The sequence below is a fragment of the Enterobacter sp. 168J2 genome (genome assembly GCF_034107265.1).
GTDB classification, from domain to species: domain Bacteria; phylum Pseudomonadota; class Gammaproteobacteria; order Enterobacterales; family Enterobacteriaceae; genus Enterobacter; species Enterobacter nematophilus.
The window spans coordinates 38,409-63,726 of the sequence record NZ_JAWNEB010000004.1 but is presented as its reverse complement, the minus strand read 5'-3'; the positions used below and the strand labels follow the sequence as shown (position 1 = coordinate 63,726).

General features: G+C 53.7%; 20 protein-coding genes and 2 tRNA genes. 10 read left to right on the top strand and 12 right to left on the bottom strand.

Translation table 11 applies throughout. The features are described 5' to 3' along the window. Positions 1-3: 3 nt before the first annotated feature. Genes USG84_RS12675 through tssB form a run of 5 tightly spaced genes read right to left on the bottom strand, consistent with a single transcriptional unit; the run spans position 4 to position 5,831 of the window. Positions 4-1,716, bottom strand: coding sequence for an OmpA family protein (locus tag USG84_RS12675; protein WP_151412982.1), 1,713 nt, complete (start codon positions 1,714-1,716; stop codon positions 4-6). Continuing rightward, positions 1,713-2,402: a type VI secretion system protein TssL, short form gene (gene tssL, locus USG84_RS12670; RefSeq protein WP_151412983.1), complete on the bottom strand. Its 690-nt coding sequence runs from the start codon at positions 2,400-2,402 to the stop codon at positions 1,713-1,715. The genes USG84_RS12675 and tssL overlap by 4 nt, the downstream gene beginning before the upstream one ends. Then, positions 2,399-3,739: a type VI secretion system baseplate subunit TssK gene (gene tssK, locus USG84_RS12665; RefSeq protein ID WP_151412984.1), complete on the bottom strand. Its 1,341-nt coding sequence runs from the start codon at positions 3,737-3,739 to the stop codon at positions 2,399-2,401. Before tssK ends, tssL begins: the two co-directional genes overlap by 4 nt. 17 nt (positions 3,740-3,756) lie before the next feature. After that, the gene (gene tssC / locus USG84_RS12660) at positions 3,757-5,301 is read right to left on the bottom strand and encodes a type VI secretion system contractile sheath large subunit (RefSeq protein WP_061097477.1); all 1,545 of its coding nucleotides are present in this window, start codon (positions 5,299-5,301) and stop codon (positions 3,757-3,759) included. Positions 5,302-5,333: 32 nt separating this feature from the next. Next, the gene (gene tssB / locus USG84_RS12655; RefSeq protein ID WP_061097476.1) at positions 5,334-5,831 is read right to left on the bottom strand and encodes a type VI secretion system contractile sheath small subunit; all 498 of its coding nucleotides are present in this window, start codon (positions 5,829-5,831) and stop codon (positions 5,334-5,336) included. Positions 5,832-6,582: 751 nt separating this feature from the next. Here tssB and lpxP point away from each other — a divergent pair. Continuing rightward, complete coding sequence (gene lpxP, locus USG84_RS12650; protein ID WP_414146790.1) at positions 6,583-7,539, top strand: kdo(2)-lipid IV(A) palmitoleoyltransferase; 957 nt, start codon at positions 6,583-6,585, stop codon at positions 7,537-7,539. Between the two features lie 357 nt (positions 7,540-7,896). Further along, entirely contained in the window at positions 7,897-7,968 is a 72-nt protein-coding gene (gene ypdK, locus USG84_RS12645) for a membrane protein YpdK (protein WP_099458937.1), read from the top strand. 54 nt (positions 7,969-8,022) lie between these two features. Here ypdK and alaC read toward each other — a convergent pair whose 3' ends face one another. Then, the gene (gene alaC / locus USG84_RS12640; protein WP_320738295.1) at positions 8,023-9,261 is read right to left on the bottom strand and encodes an alanine transaminase; all 1,239 of its coding nucleotides are present in this window, start codon (positions 9,259-9,261) and stop codon (positions 8,023-8,025) included. Positions 9,262-9,647: 386 nt separating this feature from the next. Between alaC and USG84_RS12635 the strand changes: the two genes are divergently transcribed. After that, positions 9,648-11,354: a LytS/YhcK type 5TM receptor domain-containing protein gene (locus tag USG84_RS12635; protein WP_253542905.1), complete on the top strand. Its 1,707-nt coding sequence runs from the start codon at positions 9,648-9,650 to the stop codon at positions 11,352-11,354. 1 nt (position 11,355) lies between these two features. After that, a complete protein-coding gene (locus USG84_RS12630) occupies positions 11,356-12,087 on the top strand; it encodes a LytR/AlgR family response regulator transcription factor (protein ID WP_151412986.1) in 732 nt (243 codons plus the stop codon). Positions 12,088-12,125: 38 nt separating this feature from the next. Here USG84_RS12630 and glk read toward each other — a convergent pair whose 3' ends face one another. Continuing rightward, on the bottom strand, positions 12,126-13,091 hold the full coding sequence (gene glk, locus USG84_RS12625; RefSeq protein WP_253542906.1) for a glucokinase: 966 nt from the start codon (positions 13,089-13,091) through the stop codon (positions 12,126-12,128). Between the two features lie 205 nt (positions 13,092-13,296). On the opposite strand from glk, the gene USG84_RS12620 reads away from it, so the two are divergent. Then, positions 13,297-14,532 (top strand): ion channel protein, encoded by a 1,236-nt coding sequence (locus USG84_RS12620; RefSeq protein WP_061097471.1) that lies wholly within the window; start codon positions 13,297-13,299, stop codon positions 14,530-14,532. Here the strand turns inward: USG84_RS12620 and ipdC are convergent, their stop codons facing one another. Continuing rightward, positions 14,533-16,191, bottom strand: a complete 1,659-nt coding sequence (ipdC, locus tag USG84_RS12615) for an indolepyruvate decarboxylase (RefSeq protein ID WP_151412987.1) — start codon at positions 16,189-16,191, stop codon at positions 14,533-14,535. A gap of 185 nt (positions 16,192-16,376) precedes the next feature. Here ipdC and mgrA point away from each other — a divergent pair, with 185 nt between their 5' ends. Both mgrA and USG84_RS12605 read left to right on the top strand, forming a co-directional pair. Then, positions 16,377-17,375, top strand: a complete 999-nt coding sequence (gene mgrA / locus USG84_RS12610; protein WP_253542907.1) for an L-glyceraldehyde 3-phosphate reductase — start codon at positions 16,377-16,379, stop codon at positions 17,373-17,375. Positions 17,376-17,502: 127 nt separating this feature from the next. Further along, the gene (locus tag USG84_RS12605) at positions 17,503-17,853 is read left to right on the top strand and encodes a DUF2502 domain-containing protein (protein WP_061097468.1); all 351 of its coding nucleotides are present in this window, start codon (positions 17,503-17,505) and stop codon (positions 17,851-17,853) included. 32 nt (positions 17,854-17,885) lie between these two features. Here the strand turns inward: USG84_RS12605 and USG84_RS12600 are convergent, their stop codons facing one another. Beyond that, the gene (locus USG84_RS12600) at positions 17,886-19,124 is read right to left on the bottom strand and encodes an Nramp family divalent metal transporter (protein ID WP_253542909.1); all 1,239 of its coding nucleotides are present in this window, start codon (positions 19,122-19,124) and stop codon (positions 17,886-17,888) included. A 346-nt stretch (positions 19,125-19,470) separates the two neighbouring features. Here USG84_RS12600 and USG84_RS12595 point away from each other — a divergent pair, with 346 nt between their 5' ends. Both USG84_RS12595 and USG84_RS12590 read left to right on the top strand, forming a co-directional pair. Continuing rightward, positions 19,471-20,658, top strand: coding sequence for a NupC/NupG family nucleoside CNT transporter (locus USG84_RS12595; protein ID WP_061097466.1), 1,188 nt, complete (start codon positions 19,471-19,473; stop codon positions 20,656-20,658). A 120-nt stretch (positions 20,659-20,778) separates the two neighbouring features. After that, a complete protein-coding gene (locus USG84_RS12590; RefSeq protein ID WP_320738294.1) occupies positions 20,779-22,107 on the top strand; it encodes an IS4 family transposase in 1,329 nt (442 codons plus the stop codon). Positions 22,108-22,140: 33 nt separating this feature from the next. Here USG84_RS12590 and USG84_RS12585 read toward each other — a convergent pair whose 3' ends face one another. From USG84_RS12585 to USG84_RS12575, 3 genes are all read right to left on the bottom strand, one after another. Continuing rightward, positions 22,141-24,330, bottom strand: coding sequence for an EAL domain-containing protein (locus USG84_RS12585; protein WP_253542917.1), 2,190 nt, complete (start codon positions 24,328-24,330; stop codon positions 22,141-22,143). A gap of 214 nt (positions 24,331-24,544) precedes the next feature. Beyond that, positions 24,545-24,620 (bottom strand) — tRNA-Ala (locus USG84_RS12580). Positions 24,621-24,661: 41 nt separating this feature from the next. Then, a tRNA-Ala gene (locus tag USG84_RS12575) sits at positions 24,662-24,737 on the bottom strand. Between the two features lie 217 nt (positions 24,738-24,954). On the opposite strand from USG84_RS12575, the gene USG84_RS12570 reads away from it, so the two are divergent. Next, complete coding sequence (locus USG84_RS12570) at positions 24,955-25,317, top strand: YfeC-like transcriptional regulator (protein WP_151414077.1); 363 nt, start codon at positions 24,955-24,957, stop codon at positions 25,315-25,317. The last annotated feature ends 1 nt before the right edge of the window (position 25,318 follow it).

The following is a 25,318-nucleotide window of genomic DNA, read 5'->3' as shown; positions in this document are numbered from 1 at the left end:
GAATTACTCTCCATTTAATTGTGATGCGCCATCATCCTGCGATGGCACCGGGTGTTTGCCGGGTATCTGACAGGCGTTAGCCTGCGGTACCAGACTGATTTCGACACGACGGTTGAGCGCACGCCCTTCCAGGGTGTCATTGGTTGCGACAGGACGACTTTCGCCATAGCCCTGCACCGCAAAACAGCTTTCCGGCACGTCGCCGGTGTCGCGCATCCAGTTGCGTACCGCTTCAGCACGTTTCAGAGATAGCGTCTGGTTTAGTTGCGGATTGCCGGTGTTATCGGTATGCCCGGACACGACAATCAGCCACCCCGGCTTCGCTTTAATGCCAACCAGTGAATTCACCAGCATTTTGGTGGAGCCTGCTTTCAGTACGAACTTGCCGGAATCGAACAATGACATGCTGTCGAGGCGCACAATTTTCGGTACCGGCTTGGGCTTCGGCTGCGGTTTGGGTGGCGGAGGTGGCGGCACATACGAGCGGATCGCTTCCAGTACCGGCATCCGTAAACGCTCCCCCTGATAAAGCCCCAGCCCCAGCCGGGTCGGTACGCCGTTACGTGCATAATCATCCAGCAGCGCCGCATCCTCGCGAAGAACCGTAACGGCGCTGGCTTTCGGACCGAAATCATCCATAGAGATGCCGTTGTAACGGACGATATCGAAGCTCACGCGATGCAGCAGCTGCCGATTGTTCCAGCCACTGCTGAGCAGCGCAGCGATGGCCGCCAGGGTAAAAATCCACAGGGCACAGCGCCAGGTGCGGGCCCGCGGAGTGAGCCCGCAGCCCTCCGGCAGCAGCGGCAGGACGAAATCCGGCAAGGGCGAAATCACCGTACTGTCCGTACCTACCGGCTGCCAGCCGACCACCTGCTGCATGGCAGTATGACGAGACAACCACGCCGTCCATGCCGATGAGGCGAGGCTCCCGGCAAGAATCGGCCCCATTCCCCACAGCACCGCTGCAGGTGCGATAGTCGGAACATCAGGGTTCTCATCGATAAATACCGCCTGGACATGCTGATGGAACCAGTTCATCAGGCTGTTCATCAGCACCTGCTGCTGCATCACAGGCGCACCGCCGTGGTTGACCCACGCGGCGATAGAACAAGGCGCGTTCGATTCACGCCAGACGCGCCTCTCTTCACCCGGAATTGCTGCCTGCCAGAGCATGTCATCCGTCATCGCACTGCCGATCTGTCCATTCAAAATCAATGGCACAGAATGTCCCGTTTCTTTACGCAGCTGGCTGATCTGCCAGCGCAGAGCCAGCAGATGGCTTGTCAGGGCTTCGCTGTCGGCGTGTTTTTGCGGGCAGACACTGACCATCACCGACAGCTGACGCCCCCAGTCCGGGCGCTGCCATAGTATTTGACGAGCAACCTGCTCCAGATCCTGATAGTCCTCAACGCGGATCCAGCATCCCTGCGTAACGGTCAGTACCGGTGACTGTTGCGGCCAGGTCAGCGGCAAATCGCCACAAACCAGCACCACGGGTTGACGGTAAATAGCTTCCGGAAGATCGTCCAGACACAGGGTGGCGTCGTGTTCAGCACGAGGTCTGGCGATATACCAGAACGCGATGACAAGCCCGAGCATTGCCAGTAGAACGAGCACCGAAACCAGCCGGGATACCGGCAGAAAACCCAGACAGACCACGGCACTCAGCAGGGCTGCCCACAGCGCAAGTCCACGCTGTTGTGCAGAACTCATTTTATGACTCCCGGCAACAGGGACAGCAGCATCCGATCGAGCCAGCGATCCAGCCCCCACCAGAGTGCTGCGAGAACAACCACGCTCAGCCCAATACGCACGGGCCATGAGCCCAGCCATCCGCCCATTCCCCGCCCGGCACGGCTTTCTGCCAGTACAGGATGGGTCTGCGGATAGCTGAACGGCGTAACATGTTCACTGAGTGCACTAACCAGCTTCTGGCGTTCCGGGTCGTTCAGCGCGCGAAAGCTTCCCAGGAACCCGAGCATCATTACCCGCTGGAAGCAGGTCAGAACGGCATTATCCGGTGCAGGTTCGTGCAGAACATCGCGCATCCTGTCACACAGGGTGTCGCCGGCATCCATCGTGCCGAGAAAATGCCCCTGCAGGGGTATGTCATACCACTGAACACAGGCGTCATCCTCCACACCACGGCCTTTAACCGCCTCGTCAAGCAATGCGCATTGTGCAGTGAGGATATGCTCACAGCTGGTCTCATCCATCCCGCTCGCTTTCAGTTCACGCTGAACGCGCTCCACATCAGCGATACAGCGTTCCCACAGGAGTCGGCCTTCACCTTCCTGAAACTGCGGGCCATGGCGGAGGCTGATGACCTGAAGCCAGGTATCCTGCAGCAAAGCATCAATATCAACAGACACGGCAGTGCCGCGTTTACGCTCACTCATGTTCTCAGTACCGCAAAGAGTTCAAGTTCTGGCTCGCCGAGCATGCCCGGGACGTAGAACATACATGTCCCGCTCTGGAGCATGTCCGCTGCAAGAGGATGGGAGAGATCGAGACTGAAATACTGATTTTCCAGGCGCAGTGGAATAGCGGCTGGCACGTGGCGCAGTGGCGTCAACGGCACGCCCACGCGGGAAGAGTTGACGATCCCACGCACATGGTCAGGACTGCCCACCTTACACTGGCGCGGAAACTGTTCCTGCAGTTGCGCCACCGGGATCGGTGAACGCACAGAAAGATAGTAATCAGCCCCTTCGCGCAGTCGCGGGTCATGCAGCCGAGCCTGCCAGAAGTGCAGTCGCGGATCATAATCAAGTGGCAAAGACACCACGCGGGACGGCAGGCTGGCTTCAAGCAAATCGCCAAGCAAATCAAACAGCGGCGGAAATACCGCGTTGAGTTGCTCATGATTCCAGACTGGAATGGCGCTCACCTGATGCTCCAGAGAGAAGGTCAGCAGGCTCCCCGCCAGGCGAGAAAGTTCCGGATACAGACGTTCCGGCGGGCTTTGCAGGTTACGCTGGAACTGCCCAAGCACGGGCTCTGCACTGTTCAGCGCATTGAGCAGCCAGAACAGCGAGACATCTGCCACGGCGAAGTCCGCCATACGCTCATTGCTTTCACGACGCATTGCCATCAAACGACAGAGACGAGCCCGCAGCTGGGTCATCAGCTGTTCCAGTTGGGTAACCAGCCAGTGGCTGCCCTGAAGGGCCAACAGCGGTGGGAGAAACGTCTCATCAAGTTGCCATATACCCTGCGAGTCTTGCTGCAGTCGGGCGATCGGGCAGGTCAGATAATCGCTGTTGTTCTGGTGGGCAAAACGCAGGGTCAGTTCCGGCTGCATTACCGCAATCTGACGGGTGTCTTCCCCGAAGGTATTGCGCACATCCCGCCAGCGCTGGCGATACCGCACCGGGCGCTCGGCCACTTCATCGGGTTTCAGGCAGTTGCCGCCGTTTGCCCGCAGCAGCGGAAGAGCCAGCACGACCGTCACCGCCTGCGATTCGCTTTCAAGCGACAGCACCGGCGGCAGAGAATCAGCATTGTCCGTATCAATCAGCGTACCGTCCTGAAAACGGACATGCAGATGACGGGCCTGCAGACGTCCGAGCCTGAGAGATTCCGGTTCGAAAGTGGCGTCAATGACTCCCCAGGGTGAGGTGAGCCCCAGCCGGGCAATACATTCGACAGACCAGGCCGCATACGCGACCTGCTGCTGAAAGTGCTGGGGAGAGACCATTATGCCCCTGCCCCATAACGGTTGTTCCGTTTTCATCGGCTTCCTGCCCGTTTTTACGATTTCGCTTTCGGCATCTGGGAGACCAGCGACAGGTTCACGTCCATGCCTTCTACCTGGAAGTGCGGGATCGCGTACAATTTCACGCGGAAGAAGCCCGGGTTGTCCTCAATGTCTTCCACCACCACTTTCGCATCACGCAGTGGATGCGACGCCTGCAGTTCATCGCCCGGATCGGTCATTTCGGTCACCAGACTGCGGACCCAGGTATTCAGCTCCAGTTCCAGCAGTCGGCGATCCTTAGTGGTACCAATGTTTTCACGCTGAATCAGCTTCAGGTAGTGGGCGATACGCGACAGCAGGAAGATGTACGGGAGACGGGCGTTGATGCGGCTATTCGCCGTTGCATCTGCGGTGTCATACAGCGCCGGTTTCTGAGTGGAGTTAGCCGAAAAGAAACAGGCGTAGTCGCGGTTTTTGTAGTAGGACAAAGGAATGAAGCCCAGATTCGCGAATTCGAACTCACGGGTTTCAGGAATCATCACTTCGCTCGGGATTTTTACCTGATTGCCAGTACCGAGATCGTACAGATGGATTGGCAGGTCCTGAACCGCACCACCGGCCTGTGGCCCACGGATCTGTACACACCAGCCATTATTGATAAAGCTACGCACCATGTTGGAAGCAAAGGCAAACGATGCGTTGGTCCACAGGTATTTGTCGTGATCCGGACCTTTGACTTCTTCGACATAATTGAAGCTGCGAACCGGAACGGTATCCGGGCCATACGGTAAACGACCCAGCACGCGAGGCATTACCAGGCCGATATAGCGCGCGTCGTCTGTATCGCGGAAGGATTTCCACTTGATGTACTCTGCGCGGTCAAAGTAGTTACCAATATCTTTAATTGCAGCGACGTCTTCCATGGACTCCTTGAGGAAGAATTTCGGACCTGCCGAGCCGATAAACGGCATATGTGCCGCAGCGGATACTTTAGAGATATTGCGCAGCAGAGCGACATCCTGCGCTGAAGCGTCGAATTCGTAAGCAGAAATCAGCGCCGCAATCGGCTCGCCGCCCGGGGTATCATATTCGTCGATGTAGGTGTGTTTATACAGACCACTCTGGATCACCTCCGGACAGTCTTCAAAGTCCTGCCGCAGGTCTTCTTTAGACATGCTCAGAAGCTCAATTTTCACGTTCTGGCGAAAATCGGTTTTATCCACCAGCGACTTCACACCGCGCCACAGACTCTCAACCGCCTGAAACTCATCATGGTGCATTACAGCGTCCAGCTGGCGGCTGATCTGGTAATCAAGCTCAGCGATATGGTGATCAATCAGGCTTTTATCCAGTTTTTCGACTTTCGAGCCAGCTTTGGTTAGACACTCCAGAAACACCTGCATACCTGCAGTCAGACGCTCATCAGCGGTCGCATCTGACATCGCCTGGGCATCTTGCCAGATATCCAGCGCGCTCAGCTCAGAGACAGGGCTCAGATTGATTTTCTCAAACAGGGAAGCGTAAACCCCACCTGCAGCAGGACGTTCCAGCACCACGCTTTCACCGCCAGCAATATTATTTTGTACAGACATGAGCATTCCTTGATTAATCCGTTAAAACAGCTTGATGGTTAAGGTTTTTTTGATGCCAGTGCTGATAATTCATTTCGCAACTCAGCGCTAAGAGACTGGTCAAGAACGATTTTTTCCAGCTCTTTTCGGAAAGTCTGGTTATCCAACAGGTTGGCCTTCAGATCGCGCAGCAAGTTGCGCATCGCCAGCATCGCCTTCAACTGCGGTATCTGGGCAGCAACCTGCTCTGGCGTGAAATCCTTCATGCTCTGGAAAGTCAGCTGAATATTGTCTTCACCACCATCGTCAGACAGCGTATTTTTAACGGTCAGATTAACTTTTGGGGAATATTCGGAAAGAACACTATCAAAATTATTTTTGTTAATGTTAACCTTTTCACGCTCAGATATTGGCGCAGATTCCTGCCCATTGCTGAAATCACCCGTAACAAGCAGTTTTAATGGTAATTCCATTTTCTTGCTTGCTCCGCCAGTATGCAGGTCAAGCTTCAGGTTAATACGTGCCTTAGGCACCTCATTCTGAAAACTGTCAGCCATCTAATCATCCCTCTTTGTTTTGCTATGCAAACTTCACGGTATCGTTCTTGATGCGCAATAATAGAATAATGATCGACACAAAATCAAATGTGCAGATCATTTATCCGCAATCGGATATTTCTTAAGAATTTTCCACTAAAACATTATTGCGAAATGCCTGACTAACCCAGAAAAAGACGCTACTTATGGCATATAAAACGAAGATTTGTATCGAATAAACGATCTCAGGCAGATAAACACTCACAAAAACATCCTGTCTTGATTTGCATCATAACAATGATATCCAAAACAATAAATGCGCAGCCAAGCCTTATTGTTCCAAGATAAAATAAAGACGTTAAGAAATAATGAAAACACACGATTTTATTGATTACATGAATAACACATAAGAAATATCGCAGGGAATATTCCTATTCATTTACCTGTCGCATTAAATAATTTTCTCAGCTAAGTGACCTGCCACAAATTTACCCGTGGCGCTTTTATTCGATCCGCCCCTCTTATGGAGATGTTTCTATCGCCACGCATTTGGAGAGATACTCTGACAGCACGTAATATAAAAACTGTAAAATCAAGCACCTCCCTGATTGCCGCTTTTTTAATCAAAAACGAGTAATAGCACATATCGTATAACGGTGTTACATTATGCCGCCCACCCAATGTCAGCTATGGCCAGGTAACGCCGTAAAGATCGGTAAAGCCTGCAACCATGACCTTGTACTACGGTCTAATAGGCACGTGGTATCGCACTATGCGTTACTTTCACCGGCTCTACATAGGTTTCTCTATTTTGTCTCAATCCAATTTCAAACGCGCATTTTTACACCCGCGTTACTGGTTTACATGGTTTGGTCTTGGCATTCTTTGGCTGCTGGTTCAACTCCCCTACCCTGTGCTGCGTATGCTGGGGTCGAAACTGGGCAGCGTATCCCGCTATTTCCTGAAGCGTCGTGAATCCATCGCGCGCAAAAACATTGAGCTTTGCTTTCCTCAGTACAATGCTGAAGAACGTGAAAAACTGATCTCTGAAAACTTTAAATCCATCGGAATGGCGCTGCTCGAAACCGGTATGGCCTGGTTCTGGCCGGATGAACGCGTCCGCAAGTGGTTTGATGTAGAAGGGCTGGATAACCTTAAACGTGCACAGCTGCAAAAACGCGGCGTGATGGTTGTTGGTGTTCACTTTATGTCGCTGGAGCTGGGTGGAAGGGTGATGGGCCTTTGTCAGCCGATGATGGCGACCTACAGACCTCACAACAGTGCGCTGATGGAGTGGGTACAAACGCGAGGCCGCATGCGTTCCAATAAGGCGATGATCAGCCGTAATAACCTGCGTGGAATGGTCGGGGCTCTGAAGAAAGGCGAAGCCGTCTGGTTCGCTCCCGATCAGGATTACGGACGCAAAGGCAGCAGCTTTGCCCCCTTCTTTGCCGTGAAAGACGTAGCGACGACCAACGGGACTTTTGTCATTTCGCGTTTGTCAGGTGCCTCCATGCTGACCGTAACAATGGTGAGAAAAGCGGATAAGTCAGGCTATCGTCTGCACATCTCTCCTGAAATGGCTAACTATCCGGAAAACGAGTGTGAAGCGGCAGCGTTTATCAATAAGGTCATCGAAACAGAAATCATGCGCGCGCCTGAGCAGTATCTGTGGATGCATCGCCGTTTCAAAACGCGCCCCCTTGGTGAAGCCTCACTCTATATCTAAGCCCTTCATGAAGGTTAGTTTCGCTAAGAAACTAACCTTTTCAATTACCTGTCATCCAGTTGGAAAGCAATTTTTATAGCGTCGCTCAAAGCGAATTTATTACGCTGTGAAATCAAACTGTCGCCGTTCCCCGACACTCGTAAGTGCCGGAAATTATTTGAAAAAATCCCTCTTGCCACCCCTCATTTTTAGGCGTACATTAGCGCCGTCTGGCTACAGGAAAGCACAGAATTCTGAGCTGGAGTCGGCGGCGTAACGGGAAAATTCTCATTTCTGGTTTGGCCGGATTTCAGCTCTCTATAATCAGTTGGACTCTGTTTTTAAGTGCGTACCACAAGATACGCGGAGCGATGAAACGTGAAATATTTCTTTATGGGCATTTCGGTGATCGTTTTAGTCTGGGCCGGAACCTTTGCCCTCATGATCTAGTGAAGAACATGCAGTCAAAAAAACAGGAGCCATCGGGGCTCCTGTTTTTTTATGTCATGATGACGCGAGGTTTTCAGCAACGCTCTTTGAGGTGAGAAGACCGTCGGCCCGGAACATACCCTTGATGCCCCTTACCGCCTGACGAATACGGTCGCTGTTTTCGATTAAAGCAAAGCGCACGTGTGTGTCGCCATAATCACCAAAGCCAATGCCTGGGGACACACATACCTTCGCGTCCTGCAGCAGCTTTTTAGCAAACTCCAGCGACCCCATCGCTGCGTACGGTTCCGGAATTTTCGCCCAGACGTACATGGACGCTTTCGGCATCTCCACCATCCAGCCGGCCTCATGTAACCCTTTTACCAGCACGTCGCGGCGACGTTTATACTGGGCAGCAATGTCGTGAACGCACTGCTGATCGCCTTCCAGAGCGGCAATAGCGGCAACCTGCAGCGGCGTGAAGGTACCGTAATCGTGGTAACTCTTGATGCGCGCCAGTGCACTTACCAGCGTTTTGTTACCCACCATAAAGCCAATACGCCAGCCCGCCATGTTGTAGCTTTTCGACAGGGTGAAGAACTCCACCGCCACGTCACGCGCGCCCGGAACCTGCATTATCGACGGGGCTTTCCAGCCGTCATAGACAATATCGGCATAGGCTAAATCATGAACCACCAGCACGTCATAACGTTTGGCCAGAGCGACAACTTTCTCGAAGAAATCAAGCTCCACGCACTGCGCCGTTGGGTTCGACGGGAAACCGAGGATCATCATCTTAGGTTTCGGGTAGCTTTCGCGAATGGCACGTTCCAGTTCGTTAAAGAAATCGACACCTTCCACCAGCGGCACAGAGCGCACCTGCGCCCCGGCAATCACCGCGCCGTAGATATGGATTGGGTAACTTGGATTGGGTACCAGCACCGTATCACCATGATCCAGCGTGGCCAGCATCAGGTGTGCCAGCCCCTCTTTCGAGCCGATGGTGACAATGGCTTCACTTTCCGGATCGATATCAACCTGATAACGATCCTGATACCAGCGCGAGATCGCGCGACGTAACCTGGGAATACCGCGCGAGGTTGAGTAGCCGTGCGTATCCGGGCGCTGGGCAACCGTGCAGAGCTTTTCAACGATATGCGGTGGCGTGGGGCCGTCAGGGTTACCCATGCTGAAATCGATAATATCTTCGCCGCGCCGACGCGCAGCCATCTTCAGTTCAGCAGTGATATTGAAAACATAAGGGGGGAGACGATCGATACGCGTAAAACGGCGTTCAGGACTGAATTCAGCCATAGATTCCTCAGATTAACGTTAGCGCCCGGACCGTCCGAGCGACGCTGCCACCGATGTGGCGTGCTTAGAAAATAACCTGAAAAAATTCATGCTGTCGAGAGGGAAATGAAAAAAAAGCCCCCGCGCGAAAACCGGAACACGAGAGCGCCTGAAAGTGGAGGCAGGGTTCTGATATCGGCTTTCCGTTAGCCATTATTTAACACGCTGATATCAAAACAGTTACCTGCCGATATGGCGCTGAGAAAAAATCGGGTCGCATCAATCCCCACCTGACAATCCCCTTTGTAAATTATGGTTTTTCCTCATTTGATAAACCCGACGGATAGCTGGTCAATACGCCCCAGGTTTTTTATCATGGTTCTTTCCCGTTTTCCCAGGTCTGCTCCGTGCACGAGATATTCACTATGCTGCTGGCGGTTTTTGACCGTGCGGCATTAATGCTGATTTGCCTGTTCTTCCTCATTCGCATTCGCCTGTTTCGCGAGCTGTTGCATAAATCTGCTCATTCGCCCAAAGAGCTGCTGGCCGTTACCGCCATCTTTTCCCTGTTCGCCCTGTTCAGCACCTGGTCCGGGGTGCCGGTAGAGGGTTCGCTGGTTAACGTGCGCATTATCGCCGTCATGTCCGGCGGAATTTTGTTTGGCCCGTGGGTGGGTGTCATCACCGGCGTGATTGCCGGGACCCATCGCTACCTGATTGATATCGGTGGCGTAACGGCGGTGCCGTGCTTTATCACCAGCATTATCGCCGGGGTGCTTTCCGGCTGGATCAGCTGCAAGATCCCCAAAAAACAGCGCTGGCGCGCCGGGATTGCTGCGGGCATGGTGTGCGAAACGCTGACCATGATCCTGGTCGTCGTCTGGGCCCCCACCACCGCGCTGGGGCTGGATATCGTCTCGAAAATCGGTATTCCCATGATCCTGGGCAGCGTCTGCATCGGTTTTATCGTGCTGCTGGTGCAGAGCGTTGAAGGGGAAAAAGAGGCCAGCGCCGCCCGTCAGGCCAAGCTGGCGCTGGATATTGCCAACAAAACGCTGCCGCTCTTTCGCCACGTTAACGCGGAGTCGCTGCGCCAGGTCTGCGAGATTATCCGCCACGACATTCACGCTGATGCCGTCGCCATCACCAATATCGACCACGTTCTGGCCTACGTTGGCGTTGGGGAACACAACTATCGCGACAGTGATGACACCATTAGTCCGACCACCAGACAGGCGATTAACTACGGCAAAATCATTATTAAAAACAATGATGAAGCTCACCGAACGCCGGAGATTCACTCGATGCTGGTGATCCCGCTATGGGAGAAAGGCGTTGTGACGGGCACGCTGAAAATTTATTACTGCCACGCGCATCAGATCACCTCCACGCTGCAGGAGATGGCCATCGGCCTGTCGCAGATTATCTCTACCCAGCTTGAAGTCTCCCGGGCAGAACAGCTGCGCGAGATGGCAAATAAGGCAGAGCTGCGCGCGCTACAGAGCAAAATTAATCCCCATTTCCTGTTTAACGCGCTGAACGCTATCTCCTCTTCCATTCGTTTGAATCCGGACACCGCGCGCCAGCTGATTTTTAACCTGTCGCGCTATCTGCGCTACAACATCGAACTGAAAGATGACGAGCAGATCGACATTAAAAAAGAGCTATATCAGATCAAGGACTACATCGCGATTGAGCAGGCGCGCTTTGGCGACAAGCTCACGGTGATTTACGATATTGATGAAGAGGTCAACTGCGTGATCCCGAGCCTGCTGATCCAGCCGCTGGTCGAAAACGCGATTGTTCACGGTATTCAGCCCTGTAAAGGCAAAGGGGTGGTCACCATCAGCATCACCGAAAGCGGCAACCGGGTGCGAATTGCCGTGCGCGATACCGGCCACGGGATTGATCCAAAAGTCATCGAGCGCGTGGAGTCTAACGAGATGCCCGGGAATAAAATTGGGCTGCTGAACGTGCATCACAGAGTCAAGCTGCTTTACGGCGACGGACTGCATATTCACCGTCTTGAACCAGGCACTGAAATCGCTTTTTACGTCCCGAATGAACGCTCCCCTGTTCATGCGGCGACATCTTTGTTACCTCAGGGTGAGTAATATGAAAGTCATCATCGTTGAAGATGAATTCCTGGCTCAACAGGAACTCACCTGGCTTATCAAAAATCACAGCCAGATGGAGATTGTGGGTACGTTTGATGATGGTCTGGACGTGCTGAAGTTTTTGCAGCATAACCGGGTCGACGCCATTTTTCTCGATATCAATATTCCCTCGCTGGATGGCGTGCTGCTGGCGCAAAACATCAATCAGTTTGCCCATAAGCCGTTTATCGTTTTCGTTACCGCCTGGAAAGAGCACGCGGTAGAGGCCTTCGAGCTGGAGGCGTTTGACTATATTCTGAAGCCTTACCAGGAGTCGCGGATTGTCAGCATGCTGCAAAAGCTGGAGGCCGCATGGCAGCAGCAGAGCGCCCCGGCGGCCGCCAGCCCGACGATACGCGAAAACGACACCATTAATCTGGTCAAAGATGAGCGCATCATCGTGACCCCGGTCAACGATATCTACTACGCCGAAGCGCACGAAAAGATGACGTTTGTCTATACGCGGCGTGAATCGTACGTGATGGCGATGAACATTACCGAATTCTGCAGCAAGCTGCCGGCAGCCCACTTTTTCCGCTGCCACCGTTCGTTTTGCGTCAATTTAAATAAGATCCGTGAGATCGAACCGTGGTTTAACAACACCTACATCTTGCGTCTGAAGGATTTGGATTTTCAGGTGCCGGTGAGCCGCAGCAAGGTGAAAGAGTTCCGCCAGCTGATGCACCTGTAGAGAAAGAGCCCTCTCCCGCGGGAGAGGGTAATGATGCGTCAGAGGATTTGACCGAGAACCTGACGCAGATGGGCACCCGAGCCCAGCAGGCCTGGGTTATCATGCACGATGAGATAAACGGGAATGTCCTGTACGTAGCTTCTGAAACGCCCTTTATCTTCAAACCCGCCGCGGAAGCCGGAGGCTTTAAAGAAGTCGAGGAAGCGCGGCACGATCCCGCCCGCAATATAGACCCCGCCAAAGGTGCCCAGCGTCAGCGCCAGGTTGCCGCCGAACCGCCCCATAATGACGCAGAACAGCGACAGAGCGCGACGGCAGTCGATGCAGCTGTCCGCCAGCGCGCGTTCGGTGACGTCTTTCGGCTGCAGGTTTTCCGGCAGACGACCGTCCGATTTCACAATCGCACGGTACAGGTTCACCAGCCCCGGTCCTGACAGGACGCGCTCGGCGGAAACGTGGCCGAGCTCAGCGCGTAACTCTTCGAGGATAATGCCCTCTTCTTCGCTGTTTGGCGCAAAGTCCACGTGGCCGCCTTCACCCGGCAGGCTCACCCAGCGCTGAGCAACATGCACCAGGTGCGACACGCCCAGGCCGGTACCGGCGCCGTAAACCGCAATCGGCTTGCCCTCGACCGGCTCAGCGCCGCCAAACTGAATCAGGTGCTCCGGCTTCAGCATCGGGATCGCCATGGACACAGCGGTGAAATCATTGATGATTTCCAGATGCGCAAAACCGAGATTCTTTTTCATCTCTGCGATGGAGAATGCCCAGGTATGGTTGGTCATTGCGACCCAGTCGCCGGTTATCGGGCAAGCAATGGCGATGCAGCCGTCTTCGACGCTCACCTGATGCTCTTCCAGATAGACGCGAACAACGGCCTCAAGGCTTGGGTAATCCAGCCCTGAGTAGGTTTTCGCCCGGGAAATTTCACCGCTACTTACATCGCATAATGCGAGACGCGCGTTCGTGCCGCCCACATCGCCTACCAAAGCATACTTTGTCATTCTTCTACTGCTCCGCTAAAGTCAGAATAAATCTTTGGGACACTGTAAATTCAAGGCGTGATAACAACAACGACCGGAAGGTGAATGCCCGTGGATTATCGATCTTCGTCACAGAATAACTTTACCGTTTCAGCACCTTTTGCACTATTGCCATAAGGCTTAATGTGCAAAGTAACGTCATTGCGTTTTGTACAAGGAAATCATCATGCTCCACCCGCGAGCCAGAACCATGCTGTTGCTGGCCATTCCGGCGCTGATCATCGGCGTGGCCTCAAGCCTGGTACTTATTGTCGTGATGAAAGTCGCGTCGGTGCTGCAAACTCTCTTATGGACGGCGCTTCCGGCAAAACTGGGGGTCACCGCGGATTCGTCTGCGTGGATCATCCTGATGCTGACGTTAACCGGTATTGCGGTGGGCCTGGCCATCCGTTTTAGTCCCGGCCACGCCGGACCGGACCCGGCGCTGGAACCCCTGATTGGCGCCCCGGTTTCCCCCTCAGCACTGCCGGGGCTGATCGTCGCGCTGATCGTGGGCCTGGCAGGCGGCGTCAGTCTGGGCCCCGAGCACCCGATTATGGCGGTGAATATTGGCCTGGCGGTTTACCTTGGCTCACGCATTCTGCCGCGCGTCGGCGCGCTGGACTGGACCATCCTCGCCTCCGCTGGCACCATCGGGGCGCTTTTCGGCACGCCTGTTGCCGCCGCTCTGATTTTTTCACAGACGCTCACCAGCAATGATGATGCCCCGCTCTGGGATAAACTTTTTGCTCCATTGATGGCCGCGGCAGCCGGCGCGCTGACGACCAGCCTGTTTTTCCATCCCCATTTCTCCCTCTCTCTGCCCCACTACGGAGAGATGCAGATAGCGGATATTTTCAGCGGCGCCATCGTCGTCGCGATAGCCATCGCGCTGGGGATGGTGGCGGTATGGTGTCTTCCGCGCCTGCACCGGCTGATGCATAAACTCAAGCATCCGGTGCTGATACTGGGTACAGGGGGATTAATCCTCGGGATTTTAGGCTCAATTGGCGGAACGGTGACGCTGTTCAAAGGTCTGGACGAGATGCAGCAGCTGGCCTTCAGCCAGGTGTTTAGCGTTTCCGATTACCTGCTGTTTGCCGTCATCAAGCTGGCGGCGCTGGTCGTCGCAGCCGCGTGCGGTTTCCGAGGTGGACGCATCTTTCCGGCGGTGTTTGTCGGCGTGGCGCTGGGGCTGATGCTGCACGAGCACGTCGACGCGGTTCCGGCGGCGATTACCGTTTCCTGCTCTATTCTGGGGCTGGTACTGGTGGTGACGCGCGATGCGTGGCTGAGCCTGTTTATGGCGGCGGTAGTAGTGCCGGATTCGACACTGTTCCCGCTGCTTTGCATCGTGATGTTGCCCGCCTGGCTCCTGCTGGCGGGCAAACCGATGATGATGGCCTGGCGAAACGACAAGTAATCAGGCGCTATTGCGCGCTTCCAGCGCTTTGGTAATCGCCCCCAGCAGCGGCGGGATGTCCGCTTTTGGCAGCATCACCTCAATTAGCGAGAGCCGCTCGTGGTGCGCCACTTTTTCCAGCACGTCCGCCAGCTGCTCCGCTTCACTGACCCGCAGGCCCTGAGCCTGAGGATCGAGGCTCAGGGCCTGCGGGATTTGCGTCCAGTTCCATAGCGCAATGTCGTTGTAACGCTGCTCCGGCCCGTGAATTGCCCTTTCAACCGTGTACCCTTCGTTGTTGAGCACCAGAATGATGGGGTGTTGTTTATCACGCAACATTGACCCGAGCTCCTGAATGGTCAGCTGCGCCGCGCCATCCCCAGTCAGCACAATCACGCGCCGGTTCGGGCAAGCCGTTTGTGCGCCGAACGCCGCGGCAAGGGTGTAGCCGATCGAGCCCCACAGCGGCTGGACGATAAAATTCACGTCGGCAGGCAAACGCAGGTCAATCGCGCCGAAGGCCGAGGTTCCCTGATCGGCAAGGATGATATCTCCCGGACGAATAAACGTTTGCAGCGTTTTCCAGAAATTATCCTGGGTAAGCGATCCTTCAGGCTGAGGGAAGTCCAGCGGGCTATGGGACAACGGAGCTGGCTTCTCGTGCACGTGCTGTTTGCACAGCTCCACCAGCGTTTCAATTGCCTGAAGCATGGGGATGCCGGTAAACCAGATATCACCGACGCGTGAAGCATGAGGCTGAACCTCTATCGTTTGCGACGGCGTTAACTGATGGGTGAAGCCAGCCGTCAGGGTATCGGTAAATCGCGTGCCGATGCACAGCAGCGTGTCCGCTCCCTCTATCGCCTCTTTTACCGGGCCGGCGCTTGCCGAACCGCTGTAGGTGCCGTAAAAACCGGCGTGACGTTCGTCGAATATACCTTTGCCCATCAGCATCGTGGCGTGCGCCATCGGCACGTCCTTCACCCACTTCTGTAGCGCCTGCTTCAGCCCGTGGCGCAGAACAAGGAAATCCGCTAACAGCGCGGTACGCTTGCTGACAGCCAGTTTATTCTCTGCGGCATCCCGGAACGCTTTCAGGCAGGCGCTATCGGCATGGGCATGCCGAAGCGTGAGAGCGTTTACAGGCGGCGTGGCGGCTTTTTTTGCCACATCGGCAGGTAACATCAGATAGCCGGGGCGACGTTCCCGGAGCATCGTCGTCAATACCCGGTCGATTTCATAACAGGCGTTTTGTTCGGTCAGGATGGCCTGTGCAACGGTGATCGGTTCGCTCATATGGTAAAAATGACGGAACTCACCATCGCCCAGCGTATGGTGCAGCAGCTCCCCTCTTTGCTGAGAAGCCGTACCCGGCGCCCCAACGATATGCAGTACCGGAACGTGCTCGGCATAGCTGCCCGCAATGCCGTTCATGGCACTTAACTCTCCTACGCCAAACGTCGTCAGCAGCGCGGCGAAGCCCTTACAGCGGGCATATCCGTCAGCGGCATAAGAGGCGTTTAATTCGTTGGCACAGCCCACCCAGCAGATATCTGGGCTGTCTATTACGTGGTCGAGAAACTGCAGGTTATAGTCGCCCGGCACGCCAAACAGATGATCGGCTCCACAATCTGTAAGACGGTCCAGCAGGTAATCGGCGACGCAGTACGGGGTACGCATAAACAGGTATCCTTCTAATGTTGACCTCACCTTGAGTATTAAATAAGCGTGATGGCTGTCCAGAATTGCCGACAAGAAGGCTATGGAAAGAATGCTTTACAAAAAAGGCTGCGCTATGCTGCTTTTTTTCACGTTAATGTAAACGTATACACTGTTTGTTCTCTTCAGCGCGAGGGGTCATAAAAATGGGTTATCAGCCGGACAAAAGTCGTTATCAGACAATGGAGTATCGCCGCTGCGGGCGAAGCGGGCTCAGGTTGCCCGCCGTCTCGCTCGGGCTGTGGCATAATTTTGGTGACGCCACGCTTCTCGAAAACAGCCGTCAACTTTTACAGCGCGCGTTCGATCTGGGTATTACGCATTTCGACCTTGCCAATAACTATGGTCCCCCGCCGGGGTCCGCCGAGCGTAATTTCGGCCGTATTTTGCAGGAGGATTTCCTGCCCTGGCGCGACGAGCTGATCGTCTCCACGAAAGCGGGATATACCATGTGGGACGGCCCTTACGGCGACTGGGGATCGCGCAAATATCTGCTGGCAAGCCTCGATCAAAGCCTGAAGCGCATGGGGCTGGAGTATGTCGATATCTTTTATCATCACCGTCCTGACCCGCAAACGCCGCTGCAGGAAACCATGAAAGCGCTTGACCATCTGGTGCGCCAGGGCAAAGCCCTGTATGTCGGGTTATCCAACTATCCTGCCGAGCTGGCGCGAAAAGCGATTGATATCCTTAACGATCTGGGCACACCCTGCCTGATCCACCAGCCTAAATTCTCGATGTTCGAACGTGCGCCGGAAGAGGGTTTGCTGGATGTTCTGCAGGAAAAAGGGGTCGGCTGTATTCCCTTCTCGCCCCTTGCAGGCGGACAGTTGACCAACCGGTATCTTAACGGTATTCCCGCCGATTCCCGTGCGGCAAGCGGCAGTCAATTCCTTAATCCGGATCAGATCACCGAAGAGAAGCTGGAGAAGGTACGCAAGCTAAACGCCCTGGCGGAAAGCCGCGGCCAGAAACTCTCGCAGATGGCGCTGGCCTGGGTGTTACGCCATGAGGAGGTGACCTCGGTGCTGATTGGGGCAAGTAAAGCGGCTCAGATTGATGACGCCGTGGGCATGCTGAAAAACCGCCATTTTTCCGCTGAGGAGCTGGCGCGTATTAACGAAATCCTGAATAGCTCAAAATAAAACCATTTTTAGCAAAAAGTGCTCTCATTCAGCAATTCGGAGTTGAGGCGATGAAACGAGGCTTTACCAACTCGTAATATTGCGTTAACAGGCCCCACGAAGGCCCCGATCGTGAAGGAGAAAGAGTATGTTCAGGTCACTGATTCTTGCAGCGGTATTACTGGCTTCAGCCCCGCTCGTCGCCACTGCGGGCGAAATCACCCTGTTGCCATCAGTAAAATTACAAATTGGCGATCGTGACGACTACGGCAGATACTGGGACGGTGGCTACTGGCGCGACCGTGACTACTGGAACCGTCATTATGAATGGCGCGGAGACCGCTGGCGCAGGCATGATAACGGCCTGCATCGCGGCTGGTATAAAAATAACGCCTATGAACGCGGCTACCGCGAAGGCTGGAACGATCGTGACGACCGCCGCGGCGGCTGGGGTCACGGCGGAAAAGGACGCGGTGGTCACGGCCACGGTCGCCATTAATGCAAAAAGGAGCCTCCCGGCTCCTTTTTCTTTTATAGCCCCAGCGCTGTACCAATCAACAGCCATAGGTTTAGCGCTACGACCACCACCACAATCGCCCAACCGGTTCGTTTTACCAGCGTCGTATTAACCAGTTCGCCCATCAGAGTTTTGTTGCTGGTGAAAATCAGCAGCGGCACCAGCGCCAGCGCAATACCAAAGCTCAGCAGCACCTGGCTCATCACCAGAATTCGCGTGGGATCGAGCCCCATCAGAATCACAACAAATGACGGCAGCATGGTGACAAAACGACGCACCCACAGCGGAATATGGAAACGCACAAAACCCTGCATCACCACCTGCCCTGCCAGCGTCCCCACTACCGTGGAAGAGAGGCCGGCAGCGACCAGGCTCAGACCAAATATCGTGGCAGCAGCATGGCTCAACAACGGCTCCAGCGTGAGATACGCCTGATCGAGATCGGCAATACCGGTATGACCGTTAAAGTGGAAAGCGGCGGCGGCTGTGGCCATCATCGCCAGATTCACAAAACCCGCAATGGTCATAGCGATAGCCACGTCCCACTTGGTTGCCGAATACCGCTCTTTGCGCGTCCCGCCGTGAAGATGCTGGGTCAGCGAGGAGTGCAAATAGATGACATGCGGCATGATGGTCGCGCCAAGTACCCCGGCGGCCAGGAACACCGCTTCCGAGGTTGGCAGGCTTGGGATCACGATGCCTTTACCGAGCTGCGCCAGGTTCGGCTGTGAGAAAATCAGCTCAACAATGTACGCCGCAGCGACAAACAGCAGCAGACCACCAATGACCTTCTCCAGCGGTTTTTGCCCCCGACGCTGCAGCATCAGGATCAGGAACGTGGCAATCCCGGTCAGTACCGCCCCCTGTAACAGCGATACGCCCAGAATCAGCTTAAAGCCGATCGCCGCGCCGATAAACTCAGCGAGGTCGGTTGCCATGGCAATAATTTCAGCCTGAACCCAGTAGAGCCAGACCGCCGGACGCGGATAGTGGTCGCGGATTTGCTCCGCAAGGTTTTTCTCCGTGGCAATCCCCAGCTTTGCAGAGAGCATCTGAATCAGCATCGCCATCAGGTTAGCCCAGACGACCACCCACAGCAGCTTATAGCCGAAGCTGGCGCCGGCCTGAATATTGGTCGCAAAATTACCCGGATCGATATAGCCGATGGCAGCAATGAACGCAGGTCCCATTAATGCGAACCGCAACTTGCGCGCTGCTCTGCCACTGCTACCCTCTACGCGACTGTTTGTCATTCTCTGCCTCTGGAAATATAGCCTTTGCTATGTTTAATGCTATCAAAATGAGAATGATTATCAAGATCATTTGAATGGTTTGAAATGATTTCTCTGATAGCTAAGAACGATAGATGGGCAGGTGGTGCGACATCACAGAATGTGAAAATGCACGGTCATTTGTGAAGAGTAGCACACAAACTTAACTTTTCACTCATTTACCTAACATAACAAAAATGTATTGTGGATCACTAATTTTGAGACTCGTCACAGGATGTAACTATAGTGTGCCCTTGATCTCGTTTTCTTTTCGCTTGTTACATAGAATGTGCACGAAAATTAAACCTGCCTCATATTTGGAGCAAATATGGACCGCGTCCTTCATTTTGTCCTGGCACTTGTTGTCGTTACTGCACTCGCATTGCTGGTCAGCACAGACCGCAAAAAAATTCGTATTCGTTATGTTGTCCAGCTGCTGGTCATTGAAGTTTTACTTGCGTGGTTCTTCCTGAACTCCAACGTAGGCCTCGGCTTCGTGAAAGGCTTCTCCGAAATGTTCGAAAAGCTGCTCGGATTCGCCAACGAAGGGACAAACTTTGTCTTCGGTAAAATGAACGACGAAGGCCTGGCGTTCTTCTTCCTGAAGGTACTGTGCCCCATCGTCTTCATCTCCGCGCTCATCGGTATTCTGCAGCATATCCGCGTTCTGCCGTTCGTTATTCGTGGAATTGGTTTCCTGTTATCCAAAGTGAACGGCATGGGCAAACTGGAATCTTTCAACGCCGTAAGCTCCCTGATCCTCGGTCAGTCTGAGAACTTCATCGCGTATAAAGATATCCTCGGCAAAATGTCCCGTAACCGCATGTACACCATGGCGGCAACCGCAATGTCTACCGTTTCCATGTCTATCGTGGGCGCGTATATGACCATGCTGGAGCCAAAATATGTGGTTGCAGCGCTGGTACTGAACATGTTCAGCACCTTTATCGTTCTGTCGATTATCAACCCGTACCGCGTTGACGCCAGCGAAGAGAACATCCAGATGTCTAACCTGCACGAAGGTCAGAGCTTCTTCGAAATGCTGGGTGAGTACATTCTGGCCGGTTTCAAAGTGGCGATTATCGTTGCCGCCATGCTGATCGGCTTCATTGCGCTGATTTCTGCGCTGAACGCCCTGTTCGCTGCGGTGTTGGGTATCTCCTTCCAGGGCATTCTGGGCTACATCTTCTATCCTGTTGCATGGGTGATGGGTGTTCCGGCTCACGAAGCGCTGCAGGTAGGCAGTATCATGGCGACCAAGCTGGTTTCTAACGAATTCGTTGCGATGATGGATCTGCAGAAAATCGCCAGCACGCTTTCTCCGCGCGCGGAAGGCATTCTGTCCGTATTCCTGGTTTCCTTCGCCAACTTCTCGTCCATCGGCATTATCGCGGGCGCGATTAAAGGCCTGAACGAAGAACAGGGTAACGTGGTTTCTCGCTTTGGCCTGAAGCTGGTTTACGGCTCTACCCTGGTGAGCGTTCTGTCTGCTTCTATCGCAGCACTGGTACTGTAACGTTTACCGTTAAAATAAAAACCGGGAGCCTGGCTCTAATGCCGATCAGTTAAGGATCAGTTGACCGATCCAGTGGCTGTGTAAGAATCCGGAAATGCTCACCCGTTTCCGGATTTTTTTATGCATATTGGACAGGCTCTTGATCTGATATCCCGTTACGATTCTCTGCGTAACCCTCTGACTTCTCTGGGCGACTATCTGGACCCGGAACTGATTTCTCAATGTCTGACCGAAGCCGGTATCGTCACCCTGCGCAAGCGTCGTCTGCCGCTGGAAATGATGGTCTGGTGCATTGTCGGTATGGCGCTTGAACGTAAAGAACCCCTTCATCAGATCGTGAACCGTCTGGACATCATGCTGCCGGGCAGTCGTCCCTTTGTCGCACCCAGCGCCGTTATCCAGGCCCGACAGAGGCTGGGCAGCGAGGCTGTCCGCCGTGTGTTCACGCAAACAGCTCAGCTCTGGCATAACACCACGCCGCATCCGCACTGGTGTGGTCTGCCCCTGCTGGCCATCGATGGTGTGTTCTGGCGCACACCGGATACGCCGGAAAACGACAGCGCCTTTCCCCGCCAGACGCATGGCGGAAACCCGGCACTCTACCCGCAGGTAAAAATGGTCTGCCAGATGGAGCTGACCAGCCATCTGCTGACAGCGGCGGCCTTCGGCACGATGAAAAACAGCGAAAATGAGCTCGCGGAGCAACTGATAGAGCAGACCGGCGATAACACCCTGACGTTAATGGATAAAGGCTATTACTCGCTGGGGCTGCTGAATGCGTGGAGCCAGGCGGGAGAACACCGTCACTGGATGCTCCCTCTCAGAAAGGGAGCACAGTATGAAGAGGTCAGAAAGCTGGGTAAAGGCGACTATCTGGTGAAGCTGAAAACCAGCCCACAGGCACGAAAAAAATGGCCGGGTCTGGGAGATGAAATGACAGCCCGCCTGCTGACCGTAACGCGCAAAGGGAAAGTCAGCCATCTGCTGACGTCGATGACGGACGCCATGCGCTATCCCGGAGGAGAAATGGCAGACCTGTACAGCCATCGCTGGGAAATAGAGCTGGGGTACAGGGAGATAAAACAAACGATGCAACTGAGCAGGCTGACGCTGAGAAGTAAAAAGCCGGAGCTTGTGGAGCAGGAGTTATGGGGCGTGTTACTGGCGTATAATCTGGTGCGATATCAGATGATTAAAATGGCGGGCCATCTGAAAGGATACTGGCCGAATCAGCTGAGCTTCTCAGAATCATGCGGCATGGTCATGAGAATGCTGATGACACTGCAGGGCGCTTCACCAGGGCGTATCCCGGAGCTGATGCGTGATCTTGAAAGCATGGCGCAACTGGTAAAGTTACCGACAAGAAGGGAAAGGGCCTTCCCGAGGGTGGTAAAGGAAAGGCCCTGGAGATACCCCACAGCCCCGAAAAAAAGCCAGTCAGTTGCTTAACTGACTGGCATTAGAGCCTGGCTCCCGGTTTTTTTATGCCCGCAATTCTTTCAGCGGTTTGGGTTTTCCTATCAGGTAACCCTGCAGATAGTCCACGCCGAAGCGCAGCAGCATCTCCCGCTGCGCCGGTGTTTCTACATATTCCGCTACGACGCACAGCGATTTCGTTTTCGCCAGATTACACATCGACTGGACGATCATCGCATCCATATCATCAGTGCAAATATCTTTAACAAAGCAGCCGTCAATTTTAATGATATCTGCCTGCAGACGTCTGAGACGCTCGTAGTTGGCATAGCCGGTGCCAAAATCATCAATGGCAATCCGGAAACCGTAATCCCTCAGCTGTTGAATATTGTTGATGCTGCTGCCGGAATTAGAGAAGGCCTGCTCTTCAGTGATCTCAATCACCACGGTCTGAGGCGCAACGCCGTAGCGCTCAAAAAGCGTACAAATCTCGGTCGCTACCTCCTGTTGCATCAGCGTGAGCGGCATCAGATTAACGGAGAAACGGGCCCCAGCCTGCTTCGCAGGGTGATCGCGCAGCCATTGCAGTAATTTTTCCATGACGCACATATCAAACCGGTGGCTGAGGTTGAACTGGGCAACCAGCGGAATAAAGCGATCCGGGGTAATGATCTCCCCTTCGCTCTCCATGCGCGTCAGAATTTCATAGTAGCCGCTACCGTCTGCCTTCTGGATCGGCTGCACGTATAAATGGAACCGATCCGTCTCCAGGGCATGCTTAATCCGCGCTAACATCAGAACACGCTCCGTTGTTTGTCCCGATGCTGCCTCCAGGCTATTCGTCAGCGCAAGCACGTTGTGCCCCGCGCAAGATTGCTCGGCCAGCCAGCTCAGCTGCCCCAGCGTGTGATGTAAATTTTCACCGTTTTCCACCATCCCCCAGGATGCACCAAACTCAATATCCAGCCCGGTGTTGTTCCAGAAAATCTTACGGCTGTTCAGCCGATCGACTATATGCTGGAGACGCTCTGCAATTTCGGGCCCCAGCAATACCACCACCAGCTCGCTTCCGGGCAACTGGAACAGCATCTCGTTCTTTTGCAAAAGCGGCTGCAGCGACGTGGCAATCGTTCGTTTGCAATGGACCCGCATGAGGATCCCGTAGTGGCGACTCAAAAATTCCAGGTTATCCATGCGCAACAAACAGACTTTGGCCTCCGGATGCATCTCAAGATGCTCTTCCAGCGCACGGATATTGGGTAAACCGGTCAGCGGATCGGTGAGCGCCCTGCCCTGCCACCCCCGCTTCAGCCACTCGCTGCGCTGGTAAATCCGCGACATGTAAAGCAAGCAGATGGCAAAAGAGATCAGCACGGACAGAATAAAGGAGAGCGAATGGCCTGTTTCCACCCCGTTCAGGAAGTTATAGTTGTAGGTCAACAGCAGAAGCGCTGAAGCGGCCCACAGCAGAGAGATAAGCGCGTAGGTCAGGCGGCTTATCGCAAGGGTAAAAAGAATAAAAATCAGCGGCATTAAATAGCCCGCAATAACAGGTGATTCAAAAGGCGCGCATAAAACGGCGAGGCTGAAGCCTAAAAGCATCAGCCAGACAAATATATATAATGAATTTTTGTGGAAAAACACGGGCTTCACGCTTCTACGCCAGAAGGTGATGGCATAGCGGGGATTAATTATCATTCTTAACGGGTAATAGAACATCATGGTAAAAATCAGCGCCGCGCAAATCAGGCTTTGAATATCCACGACGTTATAAATTACCGTTCCTTCGCCGAAGAAAGTGGAGATAGTTACCGGGAAATCAAATAAATAGCCTGCCAAATACATCGACAGCTTAATGCCGACGGGAACGATAAAACCGAGCCAGAATATACGTAACCCGACGTGCTTGTTTGGGATGCAGTAGCGCCAGCGCTTGCCCAGCATGAGGCGCAGAAGGCCACACGCCGTGAACAATGCAAAGGTCTGACAAAACAGTAATACTGAATATTGTAGCGGCGCTAAATTAACATAAAATAAATTAGTGACAGTAAAACCTAACAAAATGGGAAGAACGGCCCGGCGACCAAATAACAGTATTACCGCCAGCATTACGCTCAAGGGTAACCACGCTAAATAAACGTCGTGACCATTTACCATTGCGCGGGGAGAGAGATAACGGGAAAAAGGTACCGCAATCAGGCATATCGCCAGGGCAATTATAAATATCTTTACATTATTGTACGTTTTTCTATTCATTAAGCTGATGAGATTATTATCCGTTCATTTTATTGACCGCATGGATAATAGGTTTATTAATTGCACGAATCAAGTTGAAGTCTATTTATAGACTGGTTTATTGATTTCGATTGAGGTCAGGTACAGGAATACCTTCTTTTTGATAACAAAAGCGGGGAAGGATTTTACAAACGGATAAAAAAAACCCTCGTCTTTTGACGAGGGTTTAAAATTTTGGTGGAGCTAAGCGGGATCGAACCGCTGACCTCTTGCATGCCATGCAAGCGCTCTCCCAGCTGAGCTATAGCCCCACATTTGACTTTACTAACCGCACTCTGTTGGGTTCAGAGTTTGGTGGAGCTAAGCGGGATCGAACCGCTGACCTCCTGCATGCCATGCAGGCGCTCTCCCAGCTGAGCTATAGCCCCATCGTAAAGCTGTCATGTTGACGGGCGGCATAATATGAATTCCGCCGCGGAGTGTCAACGGCAAAATCAATGACTGCGGTTCAATCGCCGAAAAATCATGCAAATGAATCACTTTGCGAGCCTGCTCGCAGTCATGAGTTAAGCCTGTCACGTTTTCATGTAAAACGGTGCTATAAAATGAGCCGTTAATTAACCCCACGGATATTCAGGAAATTGCATGTTCAAGGAACGAATGACGCCGGAAGAGTTAGCCCTGCTCACTGGCTATAGCCGACAGACCATCAATAAATGGGTACGCAAAGAGGGTTGGATAACGTCACCTAAGCCCGGCGTCCAGGGGGGTAAAGCACGCCTGGTGCATGTGAACGAAAAGGTGCGTGACTTTATCCGCAGCGCACGCCGGGCAACGGAAACATCCGCTATGCCTGACGGCATCAGCACTGACGGTTCGCTTCATACCCTACTCGTGACGCTGGCCAATGAAATGACGCCGGAAGAGCAGAAGCAGATGACATCGCTGCTATTGCGGGAAGGGATTACCGGTTTGTTGCAACGTTTAGGGATTCGCGACCAGAATTAAT

Coding starts and splice junctions, on each gene's coding strand:
- tssK (WP_151412984.1), bottom strand. CDS start 3,739: ATGAAAACGGAACAACCGTTATGGGGCAGGGGCATAATGGTCTCTCCC.
- ipdC (WP_151412987.1), bottom strand. CDS start 16,191: ATGCGTACCCCGTACTGCGTCGCCGATTACCTGCTGGACCGTCTTACA.
- mgrA (WP_253542907.1), top strand. CDS start 16,377: ATGGGTTATCAGCCGGACAAAAGTCGTTATCAGACAATGGAGTATCGC.
- lpxP (WP_414146790.1), top strand. CDS start 6,583: ATGCGTTACTTTCACCGGCTCTACATAGGTTTCTCTATTTTGTCTCAA.
- USG84_RS12570 (WP_151414077.1), top strand. CDS start 24,955: ATGTTCAAGGAACGAATGACGCCGGAAGAGTTAGCCCTGCTCACTGGC.
- USG84_RS12675 (WP_151412982.1), bottom strand. CDS start 1,716: ATGAGTTCTGCACAACAGCGTGGACTTGCGCTGTGGGCAGCCCTGCTG.
- alaC (WP_320738295.1), bottom strand. CDS start 9,261: ATGGCTGAATTCAGTCCTGAACGCCGTTTTACGCGTATCGATCGTCTC.
- USG84_RS12630 (WP_151412986.1), top strand. CDS start 11,356: ATGAAAGTCATCATCGTTGAAGATGAATTCCTGGCTCAACAGGAACTC.
- USG84_RS12620 (WP_061097471.1), top strand. CDS start 13,297: ATGCTCCACCCGCGAGCCAGAACCATGCTGTTGCTGGCCATTCCGGCG.
- USG84_RS12590 (WP_320738294.1), top strand. CDS start 20,779: ATGCATATTGGACAGGCTCTTGATCTGATATCCCGTTACGATTCTCTG.
- glk (WP_253542906.1), bottom strand. CDS start 13,091: ATGACAAAGTATGCTTTGGTAGGCGATGTGGGCGGCACGAACGCGCGT.
- USG84_RS12585 (WP_253542917.1), bottom strand. CDS start 24,330: ATGAATAGAAAAACGTACAATAATGTAAAGATATTTATAATTGCCCTG.
- USG84_RS12595 (WP_061097466.1), top strand. CDS start 19,471: ATGGACCGCGTCCTTCATTTTGTCCTGGCACTTGTTGTCGTTACTGCA.
- USG84_RS12600 (WP_253542909.1), bottom strand. CDS start 19,124: ATGACAAACAGTCGCGTAGAGGGTAGCAGTGGCAGAGCAGCGCGCAAG.
- USG84_RS12605 (WP_061097468.1), top strand. CDS start 17,503: ATGTTCAGGTCACTGATTCTTGCAGCGGTATTACTGGCTTCAGCCCCG.
- tssB (WP_061097476.1), bottom strand. CDS start 5,831: ATGGCTGACAGTTTTCAGAATGAGGTGCCTAAGGCACGTATTAACCTG.
- tssC (WP_061097477.1), bottom strand. CDS start 5,301: ATGCTCATGTCTGTACAAAATAATATTGCTGGCGGTGAAAGCGTGGTG.
- tssL (WP_151412983.1), bottom strand. CDS start 2,402: ATGAGTGAGCGTAAACGCGGCACTGCCGTGTCTGTTGATATTGATGCT.